This window comes from Jeotgalibacillus sp. JSM ZJ347 (genome assembly GCF_044383825.1).
GTDB lineage: Bacteria > Bacillota > Bacilli > Bacillales > Jeotgalibacillaceae > Jeotgalibacillus.
The window spans coordinates 365,877-382,580 of sequence record NZ_JBISEN010000001.1 but is presented as its reverse complement, the minus strand read 5'-3'; the positions used below and the strand labels follow the sequence as shown (position 1 = coordinate 382,580).

The 16,704-nt window shown below is 41.8% G+C and carries 17 protein-coding genes, 2 pseudogenes and 2 riboswitches; of the genes and pseudogenes, 3 read left to right on the top strand and 16 right to left on the bottom strand.

The features are described from left to right. Window positions 1-7 precede the first annotated feature (7 nt). From ACH6CZ_RS01935 to ACH6CZ_RS01885, 11 genes are all read right to left on the bottom strand, one after another. On the bottom strand, window positions 8-571 hold the full coding sequence (locus tag ACH6CZ_RS01935; RefSeq protein WP_374095744.1) for a hypothetical protein: 564 nt from the start codon (window positions 569-571) through the stop codon (window positions 8-10). A gap of 14 nt (window positions 572-585) precedes the next feature. Beyond that, window positions 586-1,077 carry a stage III sporulation protein AF gene (locus ACH6CZ_RS01930; protein WP_374095743.1) on the bottom strand — a complete coding sequence of 164 codons (492 nt, stop codon included), beginning with the start codon at window positions 1,075-1,077 and terminating at the stop codon, window positions 586-588. A gap of 4 nt (window positions 1,078-1,081) precedes the next feature. Further along, window positions 1,082-2,185, bottom strand: coding sequence for a stage III sporulation protein AE (locus ACH6CZ_RS01925; protein ID WP_374095742.1), 1,104 nt, complete (start codon window positions 2,183-2,185; stop codon window positions 1,082-1,084). After that, window positions 2,186-2,599, bottom strand: coding sequence for a SpoIIIAC/SpoIIIAD family protein (locus ACH6CZ_RS01920; protein WP_374095741.1), 414 nt, complete (start codon window positions 2,597-2,599; stop codon window positions 2,186-2,188). Between the two features lie 9 nt (window positions 2,600-2,608). Next, window positions 2,609-2,815, bottom strand: a complete 207-nt coding sequence (gene spoIIIAC, locus ACH6CZ_RS01915; RefSeq protein WP_134383229.1) for a stage III sporulation protein AC — start codon at window positions 2,813-2,815, stop codon at window positions 2,609-2,611. Between the two features lie 18 nt (window positions 2,816-2,833). Further along, a complete protein-coding gene (locus ACH6CZ_RS01910; protein WP_374095740.1) occupies window positions 2,834-3,340 on the bottom strand; it encodes a stage III sporulation protein AB in 507 nt (168 codons plus the stop codon). Beyond that, the gene (locus ACH6CZ_RS01905; RefSeq protein ID WP_374095739.1) at window positions 3,337-4,209 is read right to left on the bottom strand and encodes an ATPase, T2SS/T4P/T4SS family; all 873 of its coding nucleotides are present in this window, start codon (window positions 4,207-4,209) and stop codon (window positions 3,337-3,339) included. The genes ACH6CZ_RS01910 and ACH6CZ_RS01905 overlap by 4 nt, the downstream gene beginning before the upstream one ends. A gap of 122 nt (window positions 4,210-4,331) precedes the next feature. Next, window positions 4,332-4,892 (bottom strand): elongation factor P, encoded by a 561-nt coding sequence (gene efp, locus ACH6CZ_RS01900; protein ID WP_374095738.1) that lies wholly within the window; start codon window positions 4,890-4,892, stop codon window positions 4,332-4,334. A gap of 96 nt (window positions 4,893-4,988) precedes the next feature. Beyond that, window positions 4,989-6,047 carry a M24 family metallopeptidase gene (locus tag ACH6CZ_RS01895; RefSeq protein ID WP_374095737.1) on the bottom strand — a complete coding sequence of 353 codons (1,059 nt, stop codon included), beginning with the start codon at window positions 6,045-6,047 and terminating at the stop codon, window positions 4,989-4,991. After that, the gene (gene aroQ, locus ACH6CZ_RS01890; RefSeq protein ID WP_374095736.1) at window positions 6,040-6,492 is read right to left on the bottom strand and encodes a type II 3-dehydroquinate dehydratase; all 453 of its coding nucleotides are present in this window, start codon (window positions 6,490-6,492) and stop codon (window positions 6,040-6,042) included. The genes ACH6CZ_RS01895 and aroQ overlap by 8 nt, the downstream gene beginning before the upstream one ends. 59 nt (window positions 6,493-6,551) lie before the next feature. Next, on the bottom strand, window positions 6,552-7,013 hold the full coding sequence (locus ACH6CZ_RS01885; protein WP_374095735.1) for a YqhR family membrane protein: 462 nt from the start codon (window positions 7,011-7,013) through the stop codon (window positions 6,552-6,554). Between the two features lie 169 nt (window positions 7,014-7,182). Between ACH6CZ_RS01885 and ACH6CZ_RS01880 the strand changes: the two genes are divergently transcribed. Both ACH6CZ_RS01880 and ACH6CZ_RS01875 read left to right on the top strand, forming a co-directional pair. Next, window positions 7,183-8,127 carry a DUF1385 domain-containing protein gene (locus tag ACH6CZ_RS01880; RefSeq protein WP_374095734.1) on the top strand — a complete coding sequence of 315 codons (945 nt, stop codon included), beginning with the start codon at window positions 7,183-7,185 and terminating at the stop codon, window positions 8,125-8,127. A 35-nt stretch (window positions 8,128-8,162) separates the two neighbouring features. Further along, window positions 8,163-8,549, top strand: a complete 387-nt coding sequence (locus tag ACH6CZ_RS01875; RefSeq protein WP_374095733.1) for an SA1362 family protein — start codon at window positions 8,163-8,165, stop codon at window positions 8,547-8,549. A gap of 252 nt (window positions 8,550-8,801) precedes the next feature. Here the strand turns inward: ACH6CZ_RS01875 and ACH6CZ_RS01870 are convergent. Together ACH6CZ_RS01870 and ACH6CZ_RS01865 are read right to left on the bottom strand one after the other, a co-directional pair. Continuing rightward, window positions 8,802-10,550, bottom strand: a pseudogene (locus ACH6CZ_RS01870) (vitamin B12-dependent ribonucleotide reductase); the annotation flags it as partial. A gap of 316 nt (window positions 10,551-10,866) precedes the next feature. Further along, window positions 10,867-11,673: pseudogene (locus tag ACH6CZ_RS01865) on the bottom strand (ribonucleotide reductase N-terminal alpha domain-containing protein); the annotation flags it as partial. Window positions 11,674-12,057: 384 nt separating this feature from the next. On the opposite strand from ACH6CZ_RS01865, the gene ACH6CZ_RS01860 reads away from it, so the two are divergent. After that, window positions 12,058-12,438 (top strand): rhodanese-like domain-containing protein, encoded by a 381-nt coding sequence (locus ACH6CZ_RS01860; RefSeq protein ID WP_374095732.1) that lies wholly within the window; start codon window positions 12,058-12,060, stop codon window positions 12,436-12,438. Window positions 12,439-12,488: 50 nt separating this feature from the next. Here the strand turns inward: ACH6CZ_RS01860 and gcvPB are convergent, their stop codons facing one another. Genes gcvPB through gcvT form a run of 3 tightly spaced genes read right to left on the bottom strand, consistent with a single transcriptional unit; the run spans window position 12,489 to window position 16,418 of the window. Beyond that, window positions 12,489-13,964, bottom strand: coding sequence for an aminomethyl-transferring glycine dehydrogenase subunit GcvPB (gene gcvPB, locus ACH6CZ_RS01855; RefSeq protein ID WP_374095731.1), 1,476 nt, complete (start codon window positions 13,962-13,964; stop codon window positions 12,489-12,491). Beyond that, entirely contained in the window at window positions 13,957-15,300 is a 1,344-nt protein-coding gene (gcvPA, locus tag ACH6CZ_RS01850) for an aminomethyl-transferring glycine dehydrogenase subunit GcvPA (protein ID WP_374095730.1), read from the bottom strand. Before gcvPA ends, gcvPB begins: the two co-directional genes overlap by 8 nt. A gap of 20 nt (window positions 15,301-15,320) precedes the next feature. Next, window positions 15,321-16,418, bottom strand: coding sequence for a glycine cleavage system aminomethyltransferase GcvT (gene gcvT, locus ACH6CZ_RS01845; RefSeq protein ID WP_374095729.1), 1,098 nt, complete (start codon window positions 16,416-16,418; stop codon window positions 15,321-15,323). A gap of 71 nt (window positions 16,419-16,489) precedes the next feature. Then, window positions 16,490-16,569, bottom strand: a riboswitch (glycine riboswitch). A gap of 3 nt (window positions 16,570-16,572) precedes the next feature. Then, a riboswitch (glycine riboswitch) is annotated at window positions 16,573-16,664 on the bottom strand. Between the last annotated feature and the right edge of the window lie 40 nt (window positions 16,665-16,704).

The following is a 16,704-nucleotide window of genomic DNA, read 5'->3' as shown; positions in this document are numbered from 1 at the left end:
CATCCCCTTATTCGTATGGTATGACAGCCACCCTGTGCGTAGATACATCAAGCGCTTTGGAGACTGCTTCAATAATACGTTTTCTGATACCTGCTGACTCTGAACCTTCAGCTGCAATTAATACGCCTGAAACCGGGGGTTTTTCAATGTATTTCAACACCGGTTCACCATTTAATGATGCTTGTCCGAAAACAACTTCCGAAGTAGTGGATTTTCTTCCGGATACAGACTGCTGGTTCTCCCTTTGTTCTTCTCCACTATCCTGCTGAATTGATTCATTGCGCTCATATATTAACCTCTGACCACTGCTGAGCGTAATCATGACATCCACTTTTGACGTTCCGAGCGATTTTTTCAGCAGTGTCGTCATTTTCTTTTCGAGCTGCCGCTCCAGGTCCGAAATTTCCGTCACCTGGTCTGCCGTTTCTTCTTCTGTCAATTCAGGTTCCTGAGGATCTCTATTCTGTGTGATGATCATGACACCAATGAAAAGAAGTAATATAATGATCGGGATTTTTTTTTGAAATGTCGGGTCTCTGGAAGAAAAAATCGTTTCTTTGATTTTATTCATTCTATCCTCCGGTATTAATCAGATATGATGATGTTTTTTTTCGGGATTTCAAGCAGTGCTGAAATTTGAGTGACCAGTTGTTCAAGTCCCCCCCTATCAATGTTGGTTGATAGCACGATCCGAAATTCATTATCCTGCTGAACAATTTGAAGTGAATCAATTTCACAGCCACACTTTTCTTCAAGCAACGGCAAGAGGCTTTGTTCACTTTGTTCTAATATGTATGCAGTCTGATCGGCTGTCATGCTTTCAATTACTGCTTCACCATTCACTTTTTCTTCATGAATCCATTTTTCAATGGTGTCAGGAAATAAAATGGTGAAAGACTCTGCATCGTTTAATACATGCTTGACGGGATTGATAAACCAGAACAGAAAAATTAATCCTGCAGTAAATTTGATAAACGGTCTCCACACTTCAGAAGGTGTCAAAATGTCAGTGACCAGTACAAGTAAAATCAATACCGCGAGCCCTGTCGCCCACTCTGTCAAAAACTGTATGATCATCACCTCAGCGAATCATTATTGGGATATTGCTGATGAACATAACCACAATGATCGAAATAAAAAAGATACAGCTTGTCAGAAGAAGTGCCGCCGCAAGGTGAAACATACCTTTACTTGCAGCATCCACAGCCTCTGTCAGCCTGCTTCCTGCTACAGGCTCCATGATCACTGCAGCGAGCCTGTACATGATTGCGATAATCAGCATTTTGATCGCCGGGAATAACACAATAAAAATTAAGATAAATCCACCTGCTGCACCAATCATATTTTTTGCAAGCATGGAAGATGTCATAACAAGATCTGCTGTATCAGAAACAACCTTACCTACAAACGGCAGCATTGTACCTGCTAATGTTTTTACCGACTTAGCCGCTACACCGTCAGCAGCGGCAGCAGCAGATGTCTGAATAGACAATATCGATACTGAAACAACCGCTGTGACACCGAGGATCCAAAGACCGGTCTGTCTGCATAACGCAGCAACCTTCCCCATACTGTAACGGTCGGACAGACAGTTCAGCTGATCAAAAAAAATTGAAAAAATAAATAGTGGTACAATGACTGATTTCATTAAATATGTGATCACATAAACCATTGCCAGCATAATGGGAAATGATGCAGCTGATGTAGCAGGACCGCCAGATAGTGTAATTGAGGCTATATATAATGGCAGCAGGCCATTTAAAAAAGAAGCTGTGGAGTGAAGTGAATCAAAAATAACTTCAAGAAACAGCTGAACACTCGAAGTGATCGTAATCAGAACAAGTCCCATCAGGATTAATGGGCTAACTGCTGCGACTTTATGATCACTGAAGGACTGTTCGATCACTTGGATAAAAGAGCTTAATAATAAAAGAAGTATTAACCAGAAAATCAAATGAAGGTGATCGTGTACCTGGACCATTGTGTAGCTGATCAGTCCCTGAACCCATCCCCAGATCCCCTCATCAAATGAAAATATGACATCCCAGATTGAGTTGTCATGAGAAGCAGGAAGGTATTCACCGTAACTGTTATTCAGCTCTGTCCAATAACTTGTCCATGCGGAATGATCCTGCTTTTCAAGCTGTGTTTTGATAAGCGTTTCAACTTCCTGATGCTGATTCATTTAAAGCCTTCCTTGCAACATGTTTTCAGGGAGCAGCTGGAATATTTGTTCCATCAATTCAATAAATACCGGGAAAGCAATCGTTAAAATCAAAAGCTTGCCTGTCCATTCAATGATCATGGCTAAAAGCGGCTGTTCAAGCTGTTTGACAAGGTGAATACAAATTTCTGATACAAATGCAATGACCAGTACCTTTAACAGCACAATAGAATATTGCTGAAGACCCGGAACGTATCCCGTCAGTTGTGTCAGTATACCTGACGCCTGTCTGACTTTAATGATCAGCTCATTCAGCAAGTACACACTGCCACAGAATGCAAGCATCATTGCGATATGTGGAGACCGCTCTTTGATCAGCAATGCCAAAAATCCGATTAAAAAGCATATACCTGCAATTTTAAGTAACTCTTCCATTATTGATCCTTATTCATAAAACATAAGAACTGATCTGACGGCTTCAAAAAAGTCGCCGAGCGCCTGGATAACAATATAGAGCACATACATTGCACCAAAAAAGGCAAGCCACTGTGCATAATCTTTTTTTCCAGCCTGCTCAAGCACTGTATACAAAAAAGCAACCGCAAGTCCGATTCCGGCAATTTTAAAAAGCGTTTCTCCATCTATATACACCCGCGATCTCTCCTGGTTTCAAATAAGCAGCAAAACTGCAATCAATCCCGCCATAAATCCAATCGTCCGGTATATTTTCACAAATTTATGTTCAAATTCAAGCGCCTCTTCATATCTGGCCTGCAGACCGCTGATTGTAAATGAAAGGTCTTTTTCAACAGAATGAATATGAATGTTTTTAAACGCATCACTGACTTTTACAAGCCAATTCAGATCTTCTTTTTTTAAACACTTTAATACCTGGTGATTTAATACTGCGCGCTTCCAGACAGCGTGAAACGGCTCAGTCAGCATGCCGGATTCAACCTGCTTTAATAACTCAGTCAGGATTGAACCGGATTCGCATTGTACGCTGATCATCTCGGAAACTGATGTTCTCCGGTCCATAACCTCTCTTTCCATCCATTTGCAGAGCCTTAGACACTCAAGCAGTACCTGTCTTCTCTTAATCAGTAATGAGGCTCGTCTCATACCTTCAAGTGTAAAACTGAGAATGATACACACCGCTCCGATTGAATACGTCATCTCGCATCAATTTTATAGTTCAATTTGCTGCATTTAATCAAATACAAATCATCCTTCGCCATCAGTGAGGCCAGCTCTTTTTTCTGCTCCAGTTCTTCAGCGGTTTCAGCATGAGCAGTCACCATCATCTTGATGCCTGCAGATATAATCTCCTCCACGGCTAGTGCATCAGCTGCCCCGCCGATTTCATCAACAGCGATGACATCAGGAGACATTGCCCTAAGCATCATTTTCATCCCGCGGGTTTTTGGACATTTGTCGAGCACATCGATGTTCTGACCAAAAGTAAGCTGGGGAACCCCCTGATAACATGCTGCAATTTCAGAACGCTCATCAATTAAAGAAACGGTCTTAGACGGGATATACTGATTTCCTTGTGAAACAAATCTGACTGCGTCTCTGATAAAAGTTGTCTTTCCGCTGCCAGGTGGTCCATAAATTAAAAAATGAGGCCACTTCTTTTTATTTTGATGCCATATATCTGTCATCATTTCATTCGCAATTCCAATGAACTCACGGGCAATACGGATTGAAAATGACGAGATATATTTAAAAGTAGGGACCTGATGTAAGCTTTCTGTCATCTCACCTGCCACCCCGATCCGGTGTCCGCCTTTGACTGTAATAAACCCTTCTGCAAGCTCCCTGGAGATTGAGTACACTGAATGATCAGATATTTTTTCAAGGAGCCTGTGACAATCTTCATCAGTTGGCTCATAGCGAATGATCTGCTGTCCGGCTTTCGATTTCAACACGATCTGTCTGCCCTTTCTGATCCTGATTTCATTAACAGATTCCAATTCGGGACCTGCCGCTTCAATAATTACGTCAGTGATTTGATCCGGAAGAAACGAAAGAATTTGATGCATGAAAGTCTCCTTCATGTTTTACGACTATCATATTGAACGGCATTTCTATTTATGCGAAATAAAAAACTGCACCACCGATTATAAGCTTTCATAATCGGTGGTGCAGTTTATATGACGATCAATTACTGAACGCGTGATACATACGTTCCATCTGTTGTATTAATGACAAGCTTGTCACCTTCGTTAACAAAGAAAGGTACGTTTACTGTCAATCCTGTTTCTACTGTAGCAGGTTTTGAACCGCCACTTGAAGTATCCCCTTTAATGCCAGGCTCAGTCTCAGTTACTTCAAGCTCCACAGTGTTCGGAAGCTCAAGACCTAATGTTTCAGCCTGATACATCATAATTTGAACTTCCATATTTTCTTTAAGAAACTTCAGTTCATACTCAATTTGAGCTGCAGGCAGTTCAATTTGTTCATACGTTTCATTATCCATGAAGACGTGCATATCACCATTTGCATAAAGATACTGCATACGCTTATTGTCAATCTGAGCTTTCGCTACTTTTTCCCCTGCTCTGAATGTTTTTTCCTGTACAGCGCCTGTGCGCAGGTTACGCAGCTTTGATCTTACGAATGCAGCGCCTTTACCCGGCTTAACGTGCTGGAAGTCCATGACTCTCCAGATTCCGCCGTCTACTTCTATTGTTAACCCTGTTTTAAAATCATTTACTGAAATCATTTGAATTCCTCCGTTTTCTTGATCTCCGTTTACCGCTAGTAATTGTATAGACTTTACGGTAAAAAGTAAACGTTAATTTACGTCATCTTTCATATTTTATAGGATAATCAGATCTTTTGTCGAGTGAGTCAGCGTTTCATTTCCTTTTTCAGTGATCACGGTATCATCCTCAATTCTGACGCCACCGATTCCCGGCAGATAAATACCCGGCTCCACTGTGACTACCATATTTGGTTCAAGCTTCGTCTCAGATCTTGAAGATAAGCCCGGTCCTTCATGTACTTCCATCCCAAGACCGTGACCAAGTGAGTGACCAAAGTACTCACCATATCCCTTTGAAGTAATATAGTCACGTGCAATCGCATCTGCTTCTTTGCCAGTAAGCCCAGGCTTAATTTCTTCCATCGCTTTTAACTGTGCATCAAGTGTTACCTGATAGATTTCCTTCAGCTTGTCATTCGGTTCCCCAACAGCGAGCGTTCTTGTCATGTCTGAAGCGTACCCTTTATGAAGTGCGCCGTAGTCCAGTGTAACAAAATCACCTTTTTCAATCGTTTTACTGCTCGCTACACCGTGTGGAAGCGCTGAACGTGTGCCGCTTGCTACAATAATATCAAATGATGATGAAACCGCTCCTGCATTCCTCATAAAGAATTCGAGTTCATTTGAAACTTCAATTTCTGTTCTTCCAGGCTGAATGAAATCAAGAATATGCTTAAATGCCGCATCCGCAATATCAGCTGCTTCTTTGATAATCATAATTTCATCCGTCGATTTAATTAAGCGCAGTTTTTCAACTGTTCCTGAAAGCGGGATCAGTTCTGCTTTAATATACTCTTCATACTGCTTATATGTACTTAATACAAGGTGATCTGATTCAATTCCAAGCTTTTTGATACCCATCTTTTCGCATTGAGCAGCGATTTCTTTTGTAATCGGCCCCTGATGTGTCACAACTTCATAGCCTTCAGCCTGTTTTTCTGCCTGTTCTGTATATCTGAAGTCAGTGATAAACACTGCTTTTTCTGCTGAGATTAATACTGCTCCTGCAGAACCGGTGAAATTCGTCATATATCTTCGGTTATAAGGACTTGTGATCAGCATCCCATCTGCCTGACCTGAAATTTCGTTTCTTAATTTTTCAATTTTACGCATGATGATTCTCCTTTACATAATTGATTAACGCATTCAGTGCCATTTCATAGCCATACACACCAAATCCGGCAATTTGACCGATTGCTTCAGCTGCAATCATTGACTGGTGCCGGAACGTTTCACGTGCATGGATGTTTGATAAATGAATCTCTGTCACGGGTACAGAAATTGACGCTACTGCATCTCTCAGTGCAATACTTGAGTGCGTGTATGCTGCCGGGTTGAATATAACACCCGCATACTGTTCATCTTCTGAGCGGTGCAGCGCATCAATTAATTCTCCCTCATGATTAGACTGAAATGCACTTAGTGTGAAGCCCTGCTTTTCTGCGACTGAAGTGAGGTGTTGCTCTATTGATTCAAGTGTATCAGTTCCATAGATCTCAGGCTGCCTTTTACCCAGCCTGTTGAGGTTGGGGCCATTCAGTAATAATATCTTTTTCAAAGCAGTTCGCTCCTTTACCTTTACTTCGCCACACAAACAAATTGTAACACATCATCCGTTTAATTTTCCGATTGTTTCGTTTTGTAAGGCTCTTCATATGAAATTGAATAGCCAGTAAAGAGCCCGTATAAAATACAAAGTGAATGAAGTGACACGATCGTTTTTGTCTGAAGGGATGAAGGATCCATCCGCCAGTCATATAACCATCCTAAAAGTAACAGCACCTCCAACATCAGCAAGCCCATGAAAATACCCGGATAAACCGTATGACGTGCCTTTAACAGTACATAATAAATAAGTGCCCATATCAGAGAACAAACGGTCAGCATGGTTATAAACAACAACTCGCTGATCCAGCCTTTTTGAAATTCTGCAGCGATAAATGAGAACCCCGGTTTGAGCAGATCTTTTTCGATAAAATGGAAGAAAACATAAGCACGGTATATACAGTAAAATACAACTGCGCCTGCAATGGATGTATAAATGGCAAGTGGGAATCGTTTGATTGTAGGAAACTCCATATGAATCTCTCCTTTTTACACCCATTATGCCACTGAATTAATTACGTTATTCCAGGCACCGAACAGTAGAAGAATGACAGATTTTTTAGTAAACTGGTATTACCTACTCAAAATCAGCATCTGCTGGTTGACTGAATATTAGGAATGTAAGGAATAGGCTGGTGTAAACATGAAAAATCAAAAGCCCGCATATGGCGGTCAGGCTGTAATGGAAGGTGTTATGTTTGGCGGCAAACGTCACACTGTCACTGCCATCAGGAGGAAAGATGACTCGATTGAATATTTCGATCTTCCAAGAAAACAGAATCCAACTTTTCAAAAATTAAAAAAGGTGCCTTTCTTAAGAGGGATCATTGCGCTGATTGAAGCAAGCGCAAATGGAACACAGCACCTGAATTTTTCGAGTGAGAGATACGATGTGCTGCCTGAAGAAGATGAAAAAGTTCAGCAGGAACAGAAATCTTCAAAGCTTGAAATGGTATTCGGAATTGCTGCTATTGGTGTTCTTTCATTCCTATTTGGGAAATTTGTTTTCACTTTAATTCCCGTATTCTTGGCAGAGCTTTTCCGTTTTGCGGTACCGGGAGATATTGGACAGGTTATGCTTGAAAGTGTATTTAAAGTGATTTTGCTTCTTGCGTATATTTACTTTATCTCACTTACACCACTGATCAAAAGGGTGTTTCAGTATCACGGGGCAGAACATAAGGTGATTAATGCTTATGAAAGCAACCTGCCATTAACTGTTGAAAATGTACAGTCTCAATCAAGACTTCACTACAGATGTGGCTCAAGCTTCATTTTATTCACAGTCATTGTAGGCATGTTTGTCTATCTGCTTGTACCGACTGAACCGTTAACTGCACGTATTTTAAACCGTATTGCGTTAATTCCGGTTGTACTGGGTATTTCTTTTGAAGTACTTCAGATTACAAATAAAGTACGCGATATTCCAGTACTAAAGTTCCTCGGCTATCCTGGGCTCTGGCTGCAGCTGCTGACGACAAAAGAACCTAAAGATGATCAGGTCGAAGTAGCGATTGCTTCATTCAATAAGATGCTTGAAATGGAGGAAGAGGCTGAAAAAGGTTTAAAAAAAGCTGCACTTGTCTAAACTAATAAAAAGGTTTGCTGCGGGAGGTGGCTGCATTGAATGTTAAAAGTATCGTTTTCTATGCCGTTATTGGTCTGGGAGCGCTTGGATTAATTTCAATGATTTTATTTGAACCGGGTTCACTGCTTAGAATGATCCTGATTTACGCACTATTGGCTGCTGCGATTTATGGAATTTACCGTTTTGTCATGTCACGTAGAGGAAACAGTCAGGAGAATAGTGCTTATAAAAAAGCTGTCCGTCAGTCCAAAAAGAAATATCAGCCTGCAAAGCCTTCAAAGGTCAGAAAAATTCAGACCGCACAAAGAAATCAGCCTCAAAGAAAGCCCGCTAAGAAAGCTGGTGCTGCGAGATTGAATGGACCAAAACTGACTGTCATTGAGGGTAAAAAAGGCAAAAAGAAAAAGCGTATGACGCTGTAGACACCTGAGCAATCAGGTGTTTTTATTTTGGTAATTTTTAAGTTGGCTGTTGATTGTAGCTCCAGGGGGACGCTTTCCGCAGGATCGGCGGTGAGCCTCCTTGCGCTTCGCACTGCGGGGTCTCACCTGTCCGATTTCTCCTGCTGGAGTCGCCCCCTTCCGCTACAATCAACAGATGTGCCGAAACAACAATTACCTATACTTAGCTAATAAAAAAGAGGTCCGGACTTAATCCAGACCCTAATAACTATTTTATAGACCACACTTCAGCTGTGCATTACAGTTTGTACATGTGTTACAGCCGCCAATTTCTTTCACTGTTCCTTTACGGCAGACCGGGCATGTATTCCCTACTTCTGAACCGATTGTCACGTTTGTTGAGCGCAGATCCTGGATTGTATCGATCAGCACGACGTTTTGTTTTTCTCTCGGCTTTTCTTCTTTGTTTTCTTCAGCTTTTAAAGTCAGTACCTGACTGTCACGGCTTCCGTCTACATATACTGTTCCGCCTTTTGCGCCTCCGCGGTATAGTCTTTCATATACGCTTTCCACCTGTTCAACTGAGTAGCCTTTTGGTGCATTGACCGTTTTCGAAATTGAACTGTCAATCCATCTCTGAATCACACATTGTGTATCGGCGTGCGCTTCAGGTGCCAGCTCCATCGCTGTTACGAAGAATGAAGGCAGTTCGTCTTCTTCTGTTTTATTATTTAATTCAAGGTATTCTTTTACAATGTCGGCTTTCACTTCAATAAATTTACCAAGTCTGCCGCTTCTGTAATACGTATAAGAGAAATATGGCTCAAGGCCAGTCGCAACGCCGACCATTGTACCTGTGCTTCCTGTCGGTGCAACTGTCAGCAGGTGAGAGTTACGGATGCCATTTTCAACGATTCCCTGTTTGACGTGCTCAGGCATTTTTTGCATATACCCTGAATTGATAAAAGCTTCTCTTAAGCGGTTCGTTTCTTCAGCTGTTTCGCCTTCAAGGAACGGGAATGAACCTCGTTCTTTAGAAAGTTCCACTGACGTTTCGTATGCTGTTACGGCAATTGTTTCAAATATTTTATCTACTAACTGATTTCCCTCTTCTGAACCGTATTCCTTTTCACAATAAATGAGAAGATCTGCAAGACCCATGACACCTAGACCTACACGGCGCTCCCCAAGCGCCTGTTTCTTATTCTCTTCAAGAAAATAAGGTGTGGCATCAATGACGTTGTCCTGCATTCTGACACCTGTTGCAACGGTTTCTTTCAGTTTGTCAAAACGCACGGTTTTATTCTTCTTGTCTGCGAACTCAGCAAGGTTTACTGCTGCGAGGTTACAGACAGAAAATGGTGCAAGTGGTTGTTCCCCACAAGGATTTGTTGCTACGACCTGCTGTCCATAAGCTTTTGCATTTGTCATGTCATTGGCATTATCAATAAAGAAAATACCTGGTTCAGCAGAATATGTTGCACAGATATTAATCAGGTTCCAAAGCTCTTTTGCTTTTATTGTACGGTAGGTTCTGACTTTATTACCCTGTGCTTCCCACTTCCGCACATCCCCAACTTCATGCCATTCTGCATTATAACGTGCCATTTCTTCTTTAGAGTACGATTCTACATGCGGGAATCTCAGTGCATAGTCCTGATCCTCATCTACTGCTTTCATAAAGTCATCCGTCAGACAGACAGAAATATTTGCACCTGTCAGGAATTCCGGATTATGAACTGAGTAGTTACCGCCTTCTGCAAGTTTCTGCTTCGCGTCTTCAATAATTTCCTTATTAAATCCACCGTACCCTTCAATACTTTCATAGTTAACAATACTTTGATACATCGCAGCTTCCTGCTCAGTAAGCGGTGTGAATTTTAGTTTTTCCTGTGCAATTTTTTTAATAAAATCATCGTTTGTCGTTTCAAGCAGGAATCGTAGTATTCTAGGATTTTGCATTTTGGAAATAATGAATTCAATAATGTCAGGGTGCCAGTCTGAGAGCATAATCATTTGTGCCAATTTGTTATATTGGTTCGCTAAACCAACGCTCTAAGTCACCTTAGAGTTCAGACCATATCTTACACTCCTTTTTGAGTGTCCTCGCGCTTCGGAAACGCTTGTCCCCTACTCTACTCCCTTCCGCATAAGCGTGGTTTCGATGGCCGTTGGACCTTCTCCTTTTAAGGAGCTTGGCTGCTGATTGTCTTTGTCCACTTATTGTTTTCAAGCATTCACGCTCACTGTTTCCAGTCACGTTGTAGCCAATAAGTCATAAAAGAGTTTCCAGCAATTCACGAGGTTTATTTATAGACGAGGCATACATTCATTATGCTTCTCTACCACGTCTTGACCCACCTTGTTCCACAAGATGTGTCAGTTTTGCAATGTCATCGAGCCATGAGACTGAACCGGATGATTTACCATTAACGCCTCTCGCAAGTGTGTTCCTTGGTCTCAGTGTAGAACCATTCGTTCCTACACCGCCGCCGCGGCTCATAATCTCCATTACCTGCTTGCGGTGATCGGAAATCCCTTCTCTTGAGTCCTGAATAAACGGCATTACATAACAGTTGAAGAATGTAACATCCGTTTTTGCACCTGCACCGTACAGTACCCTTCCTGCAGGAACAAACCGCATACTTGAAAGCTCCTGATAGAATTTTTCAGTCCACTCTTTTTGCAATTCCTCCGTTTTTTCAACAGATGCAAGACCTGTAGCATTTCTGAGTGCAATCTGCTCATAGTACACTTCAAGCGGCTTTTCAATGACATCAAGTGACCGGACAATAATACCCGATTCAACTTCTTTCGGTGTATCTAGTGAATTTTTAAATTCATCCTCCACCTGAACTGAAGCAACACCTTTTTCCCAGTCAATTTCTTTAATGTAGCCGAGCCCGCGAGCCGGGAATTTAGGATCTTCTCTGACAGTCAGAACGACAAAATCCCCTTCACTCAAAGTTTTCTTTTCAGTGTCCTTAAACGCATAACGATCTAACATGACGAGTCTTGAAACACCTTTGTGCGTCAGCTTCATGTCTGCAGTGATCGGGTGAACCACCTCAAACGACTGAATGTCTTCATTTAATTTTTCTTTATTTAATACTGGCGCTGATGCTGATACCTGGGCCACTTCCATTTCCCCTTTCGACATATATCTTTAATAAACAGCGAGTTAAGAACTTAACTACTGTATGTATTACCAATAATATAAACCCTCAAACCAAAAAACACAACATATTGTGTTTTCTTTTTTAAAACCTATACAACATATAGTTTTTTGTGTCAATTACAAAATTATTGTCAAATCCAATAAACAGCGAAAAACCGAATATCCTGTAGAGAATCTCAGAAAACATATTGGATATTTGCCAATTTGAAATGATTTCATACTTGTCCTTTTTGATCAAGTAATGTCCATCAACTTGTCAAAAACTGATGATCAAACTGATTATTTTCTTTGAACTTATGAGAGCCGCCTACTATAATAAAGGATAGTGTGAAATAGAAAGGGGTTAAAAACTTGGAGTCGTTATATGTATTACTCATTGTGCTTGCAGGAATCATTCTTTATTCAGTTTTCACTTACTTCAGACAGAAAAAAATCCTTAAAACATTAACTGAAGAAGAATTTAAAGCAGGATACCGTAAAGCACAGCTCATTGATGTCCGCGAACAGAAAGAATACGACGGAGGTCATATTTTAGGCGCAAGAAATATTCCATTGTCACAGCTTAAAATGCGTCTTGGTGAGATCCGCGCTGATAAACCGGTCTATATCTACTGCCAAAATGGTATGAGAAGCGGACGTGCAGCGCAGCTGTTACACAAAAAAGGCGTAAAAGACCTTTATCAGCTGCAGGGCGGATTTAAAAAATGGACAGGTAAAATTAAGCGTAAATAATATGTTTTCATAAGAAAGGCCTCCTAATCAGATCAGGAGGCTCTTCTTCATTATACTTCTACAGGTTCTTTTTTCACGTATCTCAGAACCGGCTTGCGTGCTGCCTGCGTTTCATCAAGACGGCTGATGACAGTCGTGTGCGGTGCTTCCTGAACGATTTCAGGGTTTTCTTCCGCTTCTTTCGCAATCTGGATCATCGCCTCAATGAATGAGTCGAGCGTCTCTTTAGATTCAGTTTCAGTCGGTTCAATCATCATACACTCTTCGACGTTGATCGGGAAGTAGATGGTTGGCGGATGGAAACCGAAGTCAAGCAGACGTTTGGCGATGTCTAGCGTACGCACCCCGAGCTTTTTCTGACGTTTTCCGCTGATGACAAATTCATGCTTACAATGTCTGTCATATGGCAGATCAAAATACTCAGCCAGTCTTCTCATCATATAGTTCGCATTAATGACTGCATTTTCACTGACTGCTTTTAACCCGTCAGGACCCATCGTTCTGATATAAGTGTATGCACGTACATTAATTCCGAAGTTACCATAGTAAGGCTTCACACGGCCGATCGAATCCGGACGGTTATAGTCAAATGTATAACCTGCTTCTGTTTTAACAAGCACCGGCTTTGGCAGATAAGGAATCAGATCCTTTTTCACACCAACCGGACCAGAACCCGGTCCACCGCCTCCGTGAGGGCCTGTGAACGTTTTATGGAGATTTAAGTGAACAACATCAAAGCCCATATCTCCAGGACGTGCCTTTGCCAGTACAGCGTTCAGGTTTGCCCCGTCATAATAAAGCTTTCCGCCTGCATCATGGATAATCGATGCCATCTCAAGAATATCCTCTTCAAACAGTCCAAGCGTATTAGGATTCGTCAGCATCAGAGCAGCTGTCTGATCGTCTACTACTCTTTTCAGATCCTCAAGATCAACAAGCCCGTTTTCATTCGATTTAACAGTAACTGTTTCGAACCCTGCTACTGTGGCAGAAGCCGGGTTTGTACCGTGCGCTGAGTCAGGTACGATGACTTTTGTACGTTTGAAGTCTCCGTTTGCCTCATGGAAAGCTCTGATCATCATCAGCCCTGTCCACTCACCGTGAGCGCCCGCTGCAGGCTGCAGCGTAACTTCATCCATGCCTGTGATCTCTACAAGATGCTCCTGAAGATCGTACATCATTTCCATTGCACCCTGAACTGTACTTTCATCCTGTAACGGATGAATATGAGCGAATCCTGCGTAACGTGCAACTGCTTCATTCACTTTCGGATTATATTTCATTGTACAGCTGCCAAGCGGGTAGAAACCTGAATCTACACCGTGATTTCTTTTTGACAGTGCTGTATAGTGACGCATAATATCAAGTTCAGATACTTCCGGCAGCTCAGGAGCTTCTTTTCGCGCGAAACCTTCAGGCAGCAGATCCTCTACATCAGATTCCGGCACATCAAGGTCCGGCAGGCTGTAACCGATTCTTCCTTCACGTGACATTTCAAAAATTAGCGGCTGGTTTTCATTACGCATATTGTTTCAGCTCCTCTGCAAGTAAGTCAATTTCTTCTTTTGTACGCTGTTCAGTCACTGCAATCAGCATCTGATTCTGACGGCTGTCAAAGTCTCTGCCAAGGTCATAACCGCCAATGATGTTTTTCTTCATTAACGCCTGATTGACTGCAGATACCGGCTGATTCAGTTCAACGACAAATTCATTAAATGTATATCCACCGTTTTTCACGCTTAAGCCTGCTGCCTGGAGCTGTTTTTTTGCATATGCAGCTTTTTGCAGGTTCTGATGTGCAATTTCTTTAATACCCTGTTTACCAAGCGCTGTCATCGTGACAGAAGATGCGAGTGCATTTAATGCCTGATTTGAACAGATATTTGAAGTCGCTTTGTCTCTTCTGATGTGCTGTTCACGCGCCTGAAGCGTTAACACATACCCACGCTGACCCTCTTCATCATTCGTTTCACCAACAAGACGGCCCGGTACTTTTCTCATCAGCTTTTTTGTCACCGCAAAATATCCGCAGTGAGGACCGCCAAATGACTGCGGCAGACCAAACGGCTGCGCGTCCCCTACAACAATATCTGCACCAAATTCGCCTGGCGGTGTAAGTGCACCAAGTGAAAGCGGGTTTGATGAGACAACAAACATTGCTTTACTACCGTGAGCCAGCTGTTCAATCTGATCGAGTCTTTCGATCTGACCGAAGAAGTTTGGATACTGTACCATGACAGCTGCAATATCATCAGACATTAACGATTCTAATTCTTTAAGATCTGTCACGCCGTCTTTTTCAGGTACTGTTACCACTTCGATATGCTGTCCTGCTGCATACGTTTCAAGCACAGCTTTTGATTCAGGATGAACTGCACCTGATACAAGTACTTTTTTCCGCTTTGTCTGACCCGCAGATAGCATTGCTGCTTCAGCGAATGATGTACCACCGTCATACATTGAAGAGTTTGCAACGTCCATTCCAGTCAGTTCTGCAATCATTGTCTGGAATTCGAAAATAGCCTGTAGTTCACCCTGCGAGATTTCAGGCTGATAAGGCGTATAAGCTGTATAGAATTCAGATCTTGAAATAACGTGGTCCATAATAACCGGTGAATAGTGGTCATATATACCAGCACCGAGGAATGACGTGTTTTTTTGTGTGTCAGCATTTTTTTCTGCCAATTGTGCAAGTTCCTTCATTAAAGCTGATTCCGTTTTTGCAGGCTTAATGTTTAATTCACCTTTAAATCTTACTTTTTCAGGGATGTCCTCAAAAAGTTCTTCCACAGATGATACGCCAATCGTTTTCAGCATTTCCACCTGATCCTGTTCAGTCATTGGTAAGTAACGATGCTTCATTTTTGCTGCTCCCTTCTTCTTTACCTTTTATAAAATGGAGATTTTACAACTTCGGCTTTTAACTTTTTATTTCTGACTTCTACATAAAGCTCCTGACCGAGTGCCGCAAATTCTTTTTTAATCAGTACGTAACCTACATTTTTGCCTAGAGTCGGAGATTGTGTACCTGTTGTCACAAAACCGATTTCTGTATCATCTGCATACACTTTATAGCCGTGGCGCGGGATTCCTTTATCAATCATTTCAATTCCCACAAGCTTGCGTGGTGCTCCGTTCGCTTTCTGATCTTTTAATACTTCCTGACCGATAAATGCAGTTTCTTTATCCGGCTTAACAGCAAAACCAATGCCCGCTTCGATCGGGGAGATCTCAGCAGTCAGCTCCTGACCGTACAATGCAAGTTTCGCCTCAAATCTAAGCGTATCCCGTGCACCAAGTCCGCATGGCAGTAAACCGTCTTCTCTCCCTGCCTCAAGCAGTTCTTTCCATAGCTTTTTAGCATCATCAGGAGTGCAGTAAAGTTCAAACCCGTCTTCACCTGTATAGCCTGTTCTTGAAACTAATACTGATGAACCGTTTATATTCACATCATCTTGAAATTTAAAAAATGTAATCGCAGTCAAGTCTACTTCTGTTAGCTTTTGAAGAATACTTTCCGCTTTAGGTCCCTGAAGTGCAAGCTGGGCAACCTCTTCTGAAATGTCTTCTACTTCAACGTTGTCAATCTTATGCTGCTTGAGCCACTCTACATCTTTCTCTATATTAGATGCGTTAATGACAAGCAGATAATCATCATCATCTTTTTTATAAACAAGCAGGTCATCAACTGTGCCGCCATTTTCATAGCACATCGCAGTATATTGAGCCTGGCCGTTTTTTATTTTACTGATATCGTTTGTCATCATTTTCTGAAGGTAAGCAAGACTGGCTGATCCTGTTACTTTTACTTCTCCCATATGGGAAACATCGAATAAACCTGCATGGTTTCTAACAGCATGGTGCTCCTCTTTAATACTTGAAAATTGTACCGGCAGCGCCCATCCTCCAAAATCAATTACTTTCCCGCCAAACTCTTTATAGCGATCAAAGAGCGGGGTTTTTTTCAAAGTGTCATTCATCAGGCTTTCCTCCTCATAGTCGTCCAAATACAAACAAAAAAGGACAGGGATACCCCTTTTAAAAATGGGGTCCCTGTCCTTTTCACCTGAAAGTTTTACCTTGCGGCTTTCCTCTTTGGTGGTTTCAGCTAATTAGAAACACTCTCCAGAGTTGCGTCCAGCAGAAGTCTTTTTGCCTGAGAGATTCACGGATCAGCTTGCTCCTTCGGCGCTCTTAATAATAAGAGTCTCTCCCTCTGCTTTCATTCGCTTATATTTGTTTAATAAATGGACACAATAACAAATA